The organism is Prevotella sp. AM34-19LB, from assembly GCF_003468525.1.
GTDB lineage: Bacteria > Bacteroidota > Bacteroidia > Bacteroidales > Bacteroidaceae > Prevotella.
This window is the reverse complement of the sequence record NZ_QSIG01000077.1, coordinates 1-8622: the sequence shown is the minus strand read 5'-3', so window position 1 is coordinate 8622 and position 8622 is coordinate 1. Positions and strand designations below refer to the sequence as shown.

Here is an 8622-nt window from a genome sequence, read left to right as displayed (position 1 = left end):
TGAGAAAGATTGATATGATTGTGGTGCATTGCAGCGGTAGCCGCTGCAATCACCCTTACACAGTAGAGCAGCTGCGCCACGACCATGTGGAAGTGAACGGCTGGTTTGATATCGGCTATCATTATTATATTACGCGCGAGGGCAAGGTACATGAGTGCCGTCCGGTAGAGCGAATGGGTGCGCATGCCCGTGGAGCCAACGCCAACTCCATCGGCATCTGCTATGAGGGCGGACTGGATGCCAATGGCTGCATAGCCGACACCCGAACGGCGGCACAGAAGGATGCGATGTTCTGGCTGATCATCAACCTCCATCACCGTTTTCCTGACATCAAGGTGATACTGGGTCATCGTGACCTGCCTGGCGTGCAGAAGGCATGCCCCTGCTTCGATGCCACCAAGCTCCAGCCGCTGCTGGAGGTATAGGAATGGGAACAGAAAGAATCATCCCCCAACCTGCAAACTGCGGGCTGGGGGATTTGTATTATGTGATAGATTTGGCAGTTGAAAAAATATGCCTCTTGCTTCGCAGCAAAAGGGCATACGCTTAGTTTTCATTATTTGATTTGTGTAAGTCAATAAATGAACCAAATTTAACACTAAATCTTATAAACCTAATCTTAACAATAAGCCTAGTCTATAATTCATTATTTATAATAGTTATTCCGTACATTTCAATTTTTCAACCTATTAACGACCATTATAGATAAATACGGATGAGCCTGGAAGATTCAATACCAAAGGAGTATCAATGTCGATAGCCTTATTGATTGGCATTCCATCCAATTCTGCCTGGTTAAAGGCATGGGTCAATGTAATCTTTCCACGAACATAGGCAGGGATATCCAAGGCTTCTCTCAGGGTTGTGGTGAAGGTCTGTGCACTAGTTGAAGGGTTACGCAAGGTAAGCACACTCTTCTTGCCGTTCCATGCAGCCCAGCCATATACATTTGCCTTCTTGCCATCCCAAGGATTGCCACCAACCCAGTGAGCATCAGGCAATACGTCAGCCTGTTCCTGCTGCCACTTAATGCACTCTGCCAGGTCTTTCCACAACGCTCCGGCGTTGCCCTGATTGTCCTTGATTTCGTCCATCAGCTTGTAGTCGTTGTACAGCTCAACCATACCTGAACCACAGGCAAAGGCGCAGCGCATCTCACGAACGATTCCGTCGTAATCCATATTCTTGGATACGGCACCCCAACGGCTCAGGATGAATCCGTGAGTCATCAATGTGTTGATAGGGCAAACAGGAGATCTCTGTATGAAGTTCTGATAAACCAGACGGTCGCGATAGGTAATCCAGCGCTCACGGTCGGTGCCCTGGTCACCTGCCTCGCCGTAATCACCCTCCTGACGCCATACTGCATCTGTGAAGTGGAACCAGAATGGAGAAGCCCAGGTTCCTACGGTGGTGTTGAGGAAGATGTCTGGACGCTTCTGGCGTACGGCACGCTCGATGCTGATGATGGCCTCGGCATTCTCTTCGCCTCTTGTTCCTTCATCAGGACCGATGGCTGAAGCCTGTGCGCTGATGCCATCAAACTTGAAGAAGCGGAAGTCGTAGCGGTCGATCATATTGGTGCAGCAACGGATGAAGAAGTTGTAGTAATCCTCATTGCTCAGCTGCATACCACCCTTAGAACGCCAGTAAGCACGGCGATATTCGCCAGACTGACCATAGCCGCCCACAGGACCCAGCCAGGCACCGATACCTGTGCCCATCTTCTTGGCCTCGTTGGCTGGTTCGTCGAATCCGTTAGGGAAGTTAGGATTGAAGGTCCAGGTTCCATACTGGTCCCAACCATCATCCCATACAAAGGCCTTTGGAGCCATCTGATATTTATCATAGAAGTGTGTCTTCCAGTGACTTACCACGTCGGCACACTGTTCTACGGTCATATTGCCCTTATAAGAAGGAGCTTGTGCGTTGTTGCGGTCGATGTTCAACTCATACCATGAGATATAGACCGGATAAGGTCGCCAAGCCACAGCTCTTTCACGCTCGCTGTAAGCCAGGAAAGAGCGGCGCAACTGCTTAGGCGCAACCAAGCCCACTACAGAACTGATGTTCCATGTTTTGCCAGCTTTTAAAGTGGTGTTTCTTCTCCATAAGCCTTCTATGTGGGTAGCATTGCCTTCATCCTTGCAGGAATTCAGACCCATTGGAGTTTCCAGACCAGCAAAGATATGATTGCTTGCCAGGATGGCACCACGGGTATTACCCACCACTTCTGGAGCGGTATAGGCACTGTTCTTGGCTACCAGATAGTTCATTGCCACGATACCCTTCATAGGTAAATCTTTGGCAGCCTGAATATCCATTTCAGTGCGCAGGTAGTGCGAGCCGTTTCTCAATACGGCGCGCCACACGATAGAAAGTTCTTCGTATGTAAAACGAGCTTCCAGAGCCTTGCCTGCATAACGGAGAGATGCTGTTGCTGCAGATGGATTCTCTGCCAGGGTTAACATCTTTACATCTTCCAGTTTCATCTCGGATGCGGTAATGGTTTTGCCGTCTCCCAAGAGAACCTTAAACAACTCTGTGCTAGGCTGCAGTCCCAGCTCAGAACAGCCGTTGAAGTAGAGTTTGCCACCTGTGTTGATGAAAGAGGCATTCAATACTTTGTTGGCGAGCTGATAGCTGTTTGACTTCTGGGTGATTTTAGCTACACCCGGTTGCTTTTTCTGAGGAAAGATGACAGCTTGTGCCCAACTTCCCATACACAGAGTTAATGGCATTATAAGAGTAAGTGCCAGCTTTAATAAATTGTTTTTGTTCATATCAATAGTAAGTTGAAGCTCCTTTAAAAAAAGGGAGACACCATCCGCTTATGGTGTCCCCCCTTTGCGTGACTTAAATTATTTTGTTAACGTACATGTAATGGTCCATACCTTGGTCTCTCCATTGGCAGCCTTTACTGCATACTTGTGTGGAGTAGTCCAGTCGGCTGGAACACCCAATGCTGGAGAACCTTCAACCGGAGTCATTACCGCAGCAGATGAAATCTGTACTGCCACAACGATATTGTTGAGATTCACATTGCTCTTCTCCTTATCAGAGAAGTTTGAAGGAACGGCAAATGTCAGGTTGATGGTAGCAGCCTTGTTATCAATAGCCTCTGCTGTTTTCTGCAATTGCTTCTGGATAACCTGAGGCTGTCCGCTGGCATTGATCTTGTCTTCTCCAATGTAACGATACCAAGCATATCCTGCTGTGATGTCATTGCCATCGAAAGTTGGAAGGTCTTTGAGATCGCTCTCAAGACAAGAACTGAAACTGAGTGCCATGACGAGCATGGCAAGTATGATTTTAATGAATTTCATATTTTCAACGTTTATTTATGATTTATAAATATGAATTTATATCTGCTTCTGCTTGCAGATTACCAACCCTCGTTCTGCTGGTGATCGAGATCGTATGCCTCGCGCTTGTCAAGGAATGACTGAGCGATTGGGAACAGATAACGCTTGGTGGTAAACTGGCGCTGTGCACTACCGAGCAATGTAAGCTGGTTGACGAGCATCTGGCTGCGGTCGCGAGAGATTTCCATCTTATATACAGGGCGGTCGAGATCGTAGATGATGTCGCCTGCCTCACGTCCGTGGTTAGCATAGCCGCCATACTTACCCCAGCGGAGATAGCTGAAGTAAATGTCACCATTCTCATTAGCCATTTCTACACGGCGCTCACGGATGTAGTCTGCCCAAGCTGCTTCCTCTGTTGTTGCTGTTGAAGGAGCAATCTTACCGTGCTTAACTCGTGTGGCATTGAGAGCCTTTACTGCGTTAGTTACATCGTGCTTCAGGAGATATGCCTCTGCCAGGTTCATGTAAGCCTCGCCAGTGCGGCACATCACGTAGTGGAGCTGTACCAGACAGTCGAAGTATGCACGTGGCTCTGGATTCTCGATGTTAGACTTGCGCCAGTAGTAACCGGTTGTGGTGTTGTACCAGCGCCGTCTTCCTTATCACGTACACCCATAGAGCAGTTACCGCCAAGGTTTGTCTCTACTGTCTCACCAATCCATGAACAGCCATCATAAACGATAGATGATGCGAAACGAGCATCACGTCCGCTGTACATCAGTTCAGAAATGTTGCGTGTTGAGCCTGCCTTCAACTTGCCGTAATGCAGGTTGGTAGGATAAGCCGTGTTGAGCTGCTGGAAGTCCTGAGGTGTTGGCATGCGGCGTGCATTACCATTCTTCTGCTCGTAAGCATCAAGCTGACCTTCTGTTGTTACTGTGTTTGGATCGATAGACTCAACATTCTCCTTATACTGTGAAGTCTCGTTCCAAGGAAGTGCTTCGCCTGTCTTCTCATCAGTTACGAGATACTGGTCAACCAAGTCCTGTGTTGGGAAGTAGATAGCCCAGCCTTCATAGGTGCGTCCGTTAGGATTCTTGAATTGAATAGGACTCTTAGAGTTGATGCAGTCATCCGATGAAATGTTAGGATAGGTGCGAATCAGCTCCTCATAATTACCAATCTTGGTGTTAGCCTTCAAACGGTAGTAGCCCCAGAGAATCTCAGCATTGGTTTCGTCTGTCTCGTTGAACAGACCACCGTAATTGTCTGAGAGAGAACAGTTCTGAGTAACATCAGAAGCGTAGGTAATCACCTTGTCAAGGTATTCAGCCTTCTTGGTGTAAGCGTATGCCTGCAGGCAGGCACGGCTCAACAGCAACTCGGCAGCATACTTGGTAGGCTCACCTGGCTTCGCCTCAACTGGCAGGTTAGGGATGGCAGCCTCCAAATCCTCTACTACCAGCTTGTAGCTTTCATCTACGCTGGAAGTCATAGGTACTCTTGCCTTTTCTTCCTGGTCGGCCTGGATCACAGAGGTGATAGGAACGAAGCGTCCCATCTTGCGGGTCAGGTCGTAGAATACGAGACCACGAAGGAAGCGGCCTTTTGCCACGATTTCAGCTTTTTCGCCTTCTGTCATAGTAGAAGCCTGAGCCTTTTCGATAATCAGGTTGCAGCGACGGAGCAAGCCGAAGCGGCTGATACCGAAGTCAGAAGTTCTGTCGATGCCAAGCTCTGTGGCTATGCCATCAATACCCTCACCTACCTGAGAGCATTTTACTCCGTTTGGAGTGCGGGATTCCCATCCTACACAGGAAGAACTTCCTGTGAACATGTTGATTACATTGTCGTATGTGGCATTCACAAAAGCGTTGGCTGTAGCCTTTGAGCCCCAAACCGTAGCCTCGTCGAATGTCGTTGTTGGATGAGTATCCATTGTATCTTGGCAGGAAGCGGCGGTCAATGCCAGAACGCCGAACATTCCTATTTTAATAATATTCTTTATCATAACTAATTAAAATCCTAAGTTTACAGTTAATGCAAGTACTCGCTCTACAGGATAGCCATATCCTTCGGTTGAAGAGTTCTCTGGGTCAAGACCATACTTGGTTGCCTGAGAAATGGTGAAGATGTTCTGACCAGAGATACCTACCTTGGCACGGGTCAACCAGCTTACACCGCGAAGCAATGCGTGCTTGAAGTCGTAACCGAACTGGAAGTCCTTCATACGCAGATAAGCACCGTTTACCAGCCAGAAGTCGCTGTACTGATAGTTGTTGTTGGCATTCAAACCAGTGTTGGCCATCAGACGTGGATACTTGGCGTTGGTATTGCCTGGTGTCCAGCTGTCTTCCTGGTACTTGTAAGCTACAGGCAGCTGACCAGCCTGACCTGTCTGCATGGTTGTTACACCAGAGAGATACATGTCGAATGCTGTAGAACCCTGGAAGAGCATGCTCAAGTAGAATCCCTTATACTGGAAGTTCATATTGATACCATACTGTCCGCGTGGAGTGTGGTTCTTACCCAGACGGCGCTTATCACCGTTGTCAATCATACCGTTACCATTGATGTCGGCATACTTCACGTCACCTGCTGTCAGATAACCTGAGTTGAGTGCGCTGTTTACACCTGGGTTGTTGAGAACGTCGTTTGCATCCTTATAGTAGCCCAAGTTCTTCAGCATGGCATCGTAGTAACCCTTCTGCTGCTGGCTGCGAGTGTAAGGGTTCATGTAAGAACTCTCAGACTCGTCTCTATTAAGTGCCCAGAGAGCATCAAAATAGGTGAGGTTAGCAGAAATATCATATTTTAACGCACCAATGTTGCTACGCCAACCCAACACGAACTCCCAACCTGCACGGCGGTACTCACTATCTGACTTGATTCGTGGCAAGCCGATACCGATAGCGGTATTGAGATAGCTTTCACCAGTTGGAGTGGTCAGATAACCCTTGGTAGAGTAGTAGAAGTAATCCAGCGAACCGTAGAGTCGGTTGTTCAACGAAGCGAAGTCGAAACCGATATCTGTCTGGCGTGTGGTGTACCAGGTAAGGTCTGGAGAAGGAAGACTACCCTCTGAGAATCCTGGCACATACTTATTCTTGATTACGTAAGCCTGGTTGTTCAGGGTGTATGAGGTAAGATAACCAAAGCGTCCTGCACTGCTGTCGAGACCTGTCTCACCATAAGAAGCACGTAATTTCAAAGAGTTGATGATGTTCTTCTCTACGAGAGGCTGCATGAACTTCTCACTTGAAACTACCCAACCTAAAGCACCACTGAAGAAGGCACCCCAACGGTGACCTGGAGCAAAGGCGTCGGAACCGTCGTAACGGATGCTACCCTCTACATAATACTTGTTGTCGTAGTTATACTTAGCCTGTCCAATCCATGCGGCACGACCCAACTCAGCCTCGCTACCACCATTGGTCATATCATTGGCAGGACCTACGCCCATCTGGTCGATTGGGAAGTCGTAGTTTACTCGCTGAGCACTGTAAGACTCGCCCTTCTCGTAATACTGCTCGAAACCACCGAGAGCTGAAACGCTGTGCTTGCCAAACTGCTGTGCATATTCTACGAATGCCTGGTTGGTATAAGAATAACCTGTGCTGGAGTTGTGATAGAGCTGTGGCTTACCCAAGTACTGTGGAACGTCAGAATCCCAGTCATACTGAGCGGCATCTTTTCTCCACTGCTTGGTAGAAGTGCCGTAGTAGCGGTAGTTGCTAGCCAGACGAACTCTCAAACCATCTACCCAGAGGCAGTTCCAGATTAATTCGCCCTTACCATTGATTACGTTGGTAATACCGCGGTTGTAACCTGCATCACTAGCGGTTTCAGCCACAGGGTTATCGGTAACATTATATGGAAGACCATACTTGTTGACACCCGGATTCAATGGAGACTTGTTCTTGATGTGTGAGAACACATTGTAATAGCTGCTAGATGTAGAAGTGTATGGATGTGTATCCTCCTGGCGATATCCGTCGAGGGCAACATTTACCTGCAAACCGATAGGCTTAATCTTGGTGTTCTCAGCGAGACGGAATGTGGTACGCTTCATCCAGTGATTGTTGCTACGGTAAAGAGAGTTCTGATCAATATGTCCCAAAGATACATAGAACTGGTTGGTCTCAGAACCGCCAGTCAAGCGTACAGTGTGCTTGGTCTGAGGAGCCCAATCTCTGAGAACGAGACTTCTCCAATCGGTATCACCAAAGTTCAATGGGTCAGAGCCATCACGCATTTTCTGGATAGCTTCAGCTGTGAACACATCATTCTTTGCACCATTCAAAAGGTCGTTGTTCTTTGCAATGTTAGCCCACTCTGCACGCTCGTAAGAGTGCATCTGCTTTGGCCAGTTGCTTGGCTGAGAGAAAGACATATTGAAGTCGTAATCAATGCTGATTCTACCTGCCTTACCGCTCTTGGTAACAACCTGTACGATACCGTTAGAAGCACGGGAACCGTAAACAGCTGTAGCAGAAGCATCCTTCAGGATAGACATAGATTCAATATCGTCTGGAGAAAGGTTACGGAAGTCAACCTCACCACGAACTACACCGTCGATGACGTACAAAGGAGTACCACCACCACGGATACTGATAGATGGAGTAGCGTTGACACCACCACCGTTTGCCTGTACGATCAAACCAGGAGAACGACCTGCCAAACCCTGTGCGATGTTGGTAACAGGGATATTTGACATTTCATCTGCCTTTACGGTTGATACGGAAGCAATCAGGTCGCGTTTCTTAGAGCTACCATAACCTACAACCACAACCTCGTCGAGGCCCTGAGTATCCTCAGAAAGAATAACATCGAGGTCTTTACCTGCCCACTTGATTTCACGTGTGATGTAACCAATATAGGTAATTTCAATAGCAGTACCCTTGTTTACACCAGAGAGGGTAAAATTGCCGTCCAAATCGGTAACAGCAGCATTCTTAGTACCTTTCACAGATACAGATGCACCAATAATAGGCTCACCGGCAGCATCCTTTACCACACCCTTACAAACAGCACCTTGCTGTGCAATCATAGTTGCACCCAATGTGTTTGAGGTAGAAACAGTACTCGCATTGGCGCCACCTACTATAATCGTAGATAGTAATAGGGTCATGCCAAACTGACTTTTTTTGCTCATAATTGTTTGGTTTTAATTGTTATATTATGTAGTTTTATAGAGATAATCAGATTCTTAATTATATAATTGTCTGACTAAGTTTATATATTGATTCAATTAATGATTCTTATTGCTTAGCTATATATTTTTAATAACTGGTTGCAAATTTACGATAAATTT

The 8622-nt window shown here is 47.3% G+C and carries 6 protein-coding genes; 1 reads left to right on the top strand and 5 read right to left on the bottom strand.

The annotated features are described in order from the left end of the window. On the top strand, positions 1–425 hold a 425-nt coding region (locus DW830_RS14660; RefSeq protein WP_119250402.1), incomplete at its 5' end, for an N-acetylmuramoyl-L-alanine amidase. Between the two features lie 264 nt (positions 426–689). Here DW830_RS14660 and DW830_RS14655 read toward each other — a convergent pair. From DW830_RS14655 to DW830_RS14640, 5 genes are all read right to left on the bottom strand, one after another. Next, positions 690–2723: a hypothetical protein gene (locus tag DW830_RS14655; RefSeq protein ID WP_119250400.1), complete on the bottom strand. Its 2034-nt coding sequence runs from the start codon at positions 2721–2723 to the stop codon at positions 690–692. 138 nt (positions 2724–2861) lie between these two features. After that, positions 2862–3326: a DUF5018-related domain-containing protein gene (locus DW830_RS14650; protein WP_119250399.1), complete on the bottom strand. Its 465-nt coding sequence runs from the start codon at positions 3324–3326 to the stop codon at positions 2862–2864. A gap of 59 nt (positions 3327–3385) precedes the next feature. After that, on the bottom strand, positions 3386–3913 hold the full coding sequence (locus DW830_RS17000) for a RagB/SusD family nutrient uptake outer membrane protein (RefSeq protein ID WP_255415644.1): 528 nt from the start codon (positions 3911–3913) through the stop codon (positions 3386–3388). Then, on the bottom strand, positions 3856–5319 hold the full coding sequence (locus DW830_RS16995) for a RagB/SusD family nutrient uptake outer membrane protein (protein ID WP_255415643.1): 1464 nt from the start codon (positions 5317–5319) through the stop codon (positions 3856–3858). The genes DW830_RS17000 and DW830_RS16995 overlap by 58 nt, the downstream gene beginning before the upstream one ends. Before the next feature lie 6 nt (positions 5320–5325). Beyond that, a complete protein-coding gene (locus DW830_RS14640; RefSeq protein WP_233544574.1) occupies positions 5326–8463 on the bottom strand; it encodes a SusC/RagA family TonB-linked outer membrane protein in 3138 nt (1045 codons plus the stop codon). Between the last annotated feature and the right edge of the window lie 159 nt (positions 8464–8622).

What these genes read in the sequence shown, in the direction of transcription:
- DW830_RS14655 (WP_119250400.1), bottom strand. Translation starts at nt 2,723, where the DNA reads ATGGGAAGTTGGGCACAAGCTGTCATCTTTCCTCAGAAAAAGCAACCG.
- DW830_RS14650 (WP_119250399.1), bottom strand. Translation starts at nt 3,326, where the DNA reads ATGAAATTCATTAAAATCATACTTGCCATGCTCGTCATGGCACTCAGT.
- DW830_RS16995 (WP_255415643.1), bottom strand. Translation starts at nt 5,319, where the DNA reads ATGATAAAGAATATTATTAAAATAGGAATGTTCGGCGTTCTGGCATTG.
- DW830_RS14640 (WP_233544574.1), bottom strand. Translation starts at nt 8,463, where the DNA reads ATGAGCAAAAAAAGTCAGTTTGGCATGACCCTATTACTATCTACGATT.